The following is a 2474-nucleotide window of genomic DNA, read 5'->3' as shown; positions in this document are numbered from 1 at the left end:
GGCCTAGGACACCGCCCTTTCACGGCGGTAACAGGGGTTCAAATCCCCTAGGGGACGCCACTTAAATCAACCGCCCGCAGGCGGTTTTTTTGTTTCTGGCTTTCACTACTTCGCCAACTCCAGCAAATAAGGCTCCAGAAAATCAGCTATCTTTGGCTGGGCTTCAGCGGTGGGATGAATACCATCGTCCTGCACGTAATCGGCATTGGTGGCTATCTCTTCCATGAAAAATGGTATCAGCGTTACATTTTCTTCTTTTGCAACCTCTTCAAATACTTGGCGGAACTGTTCTGCAAAACGTTGGCCATAGTTAGGTGGTACCATAACCTGACTTAAGCCGACTTTAACGCCTTGTTTCTGCGCCTGGTCGATGATTTGTTTTAAATTCGAGCGAACTGTGTTTAGGTCGAACCCACGAAGGCCATCATTACCGCCTAGCTCGATAAATAAAGCGTCGGGCTTGTGACGCTCTAAAACGCCTTCTAAGCGGCGCAAACCACCACGAGTGGTCTCGCCACTAATACTGGCGTTAATGATGTTTATATCGGGATGAGAGCTCTCCCAGCGACGATCTAACTCGGCAACCCAGGTTTGTTCCTGAGAAAGCCCATAACCGGCGCTTAAGCTGTCACCTAAAACAACAAGTGAGACATTTGCGGAAACGCTGCGTATAACCAACAACAGCGCTAAAAATAAACACGTTTTCAAAAGGAAGTTTTTCATCTTATGCTCATTCAAGCTCAACAACTGGAAAAAACCGTAGACACCTCTGAGGGTCCATTACAGATTCTGCAGCCAATTAACGTCAGTATCAATGCCGGTGACACCGTAGCCATTGTCGGCGCTTCGGGTTCCGGTAAGTCGACGCTATTGTCACTACTGGCGGGTTTAGACCTCGCATCCTCCGGAGAGGTTCTTATAGAGAACGAAAAATTAAGCGAATTGGATGAGGAGCAGCGCGCAAAAGTTCGTGCTGACAAAGTCGGATTCATTTTTCAGTCGTTCCTGCTGGTACCTAGTTTAAGTGCCTTAGAGAACGTTATGCTCCCGGCAGAGCTGGCCGGACATAAAGGCGCAGAGAAAGAAGCCAGAGAATTACTGGCGAAGGTTGGGCTGGAAGATCGCTGGCATCACTATCCAAATCAATTATCTGGTGGCGAGCAGCAGCGAGTAGCTATTGCCAGAGCCTTTGTCGGACAACCGAAGATTCTTTTTGCCGATGAACCAACGGGTAACCTCGATGCGAAAACCGGTGGAAAAGTCGAAGAGCTGTTATTTGATTTAAACAAGGATTATGGCACCACGCTGATTGTGGTAACTCATGATCAACGGCTTGCAAAGCGCTGTCAGCGCGTGTTGCAAATGGATGCAGGGCAGTTATCGGAGGCAGCTCAGGATGTGGCATAAAATTTCGTTTCGTTTGCTGAAGCATGAGCTGAAACGAGGTGAGCTGACAATTATGGCGCTGGCAATTATTTTGTCAGTCACTGCCGTGTTGTCACTGTCCATTTTCAGCGATCGATTACAGGCTGGATTAACTGAGCGTAGTAGTGAGTTTCTTGCTGCCGACAGAGTATTGAGCTCGCGGAGAGATATACCGCAAGAGTGGTTAGAGCAAGCCGGGCAAATGAATTTGAAAACCTCCTGGAAAGTTGTGTTCAACTCAATGGCGTTTGCTGATGAGAACATGACCCTGGTGGATATTAAGGCGGTAAGCGATGGCTACCCGTTACGAGGTCAGCTGGAAATTGCTGATGAACCTTTTGGGCAAGGTTATGTGGCCGAAGGTTTGCCTGCAGAAGGTGAGGCCTGGGTCGCTTCTCAGTTATTTCAGGCGCTGCAGTTAGATATCGGCGATGACATTGAGGTTGGCAACAGCAGCTTTAAAGTAACGAAAGTTGTTACCTATGAGCCGGACGTTGGTTTTTCAGTATTTACTGATAGTCCAAACGTTATTATTCGCCACTCACAACTGGAAGAAACGGGCTTGATCCAGCCCGGCAGCCGAGTGCGTTTTAATGTGTTAATGGCGGGTGACAACAGCGACATTACTGCCTATGAAGACTGGTTGCTACCACGCCTGAATGACGACACGCATAGCTGGCGCAGTATAGAAGATGGTGACAGTCCGTTGTCGCGTTCTTTGAATCGTGCTGAGCGTTTTATGATGCTGGCCAGCCTGCTCGGTGTGGTACTGGCTGCAACAGCGGTGGCAGTAGCAGCGCAGCGCTATTGTCAGAGAAATTACGATGTGGTTGCCATATTCAAAACCTTAGGGGCCAGTCGCCAGCAGATACGACGTATCTTTTTACTTCACCTGTTATTGCTTACAGCTGCCAGTGTGGCGGTGGGTATGGCGCTTGGCTGGGCCATTCAATATGTGGTTATTGAATGGGTGGCACAGAAACTGGATGCGACCTTACCTCAAGCCGGATGGCAGCCCTACGCATTAGCCGGAGCGACCGGTGTTATCA

3 protein-coding genes are annotated in these 2474 nt (G+C 49.0%); 2 read left to right on the top strand and 1 reads right to left on the bottom strand.

Translation table 11 applies throughout. The annotated features are described in order from the left end of the window. Positions 1-105: 105 nt before the first annotated feature. On the bottom strand, positions 106-723 hold the full coding sequence (locus B3180_RS06250) for an arylesterase (RefSeq protein WP_054488465.1): 618 nt from the start codon (positions 721-723) through the stop codon (positions 106-108). 3 nt (positions 724-726) lie between these two features. Between B3180_RS06250 and B3180_RS06245 the strand changes: the two genes are divergently transcribed. Continuing rightward, positions 727-1407, top strand: coding sequence for an ABC transporter ATP-binding protein (locus B3180_RS06245; RefSeq protein ID WP_054488463.1), 681 nt, complete (start codon positions 727-729; stop codon positions 1405-1407). Further along, positions 1397-2474, top strand: a 1078-nt coding sequence (locus B3180_RS06240; protein WP_286843568.1) for an ABC transporter permease, incomplete at its 3' end; no start/stop codon positions are given. The genes B3180_RS06245 and B3180_RS06240, both read left to right, overlap by 11 nt.

This window comes from Idiomarina sp. UBA4206, assembly GCF_002383015.1.
GTDB lineage: Bacteria > Pseudomonadota > Gammaproteobacteria > Enterobacterales > Alteromonadaceae > Idiomarina > Idiomarina abyssalis.
This window is presented reverse-complemented; position numbering and strand designations above follow the sequence as displayed.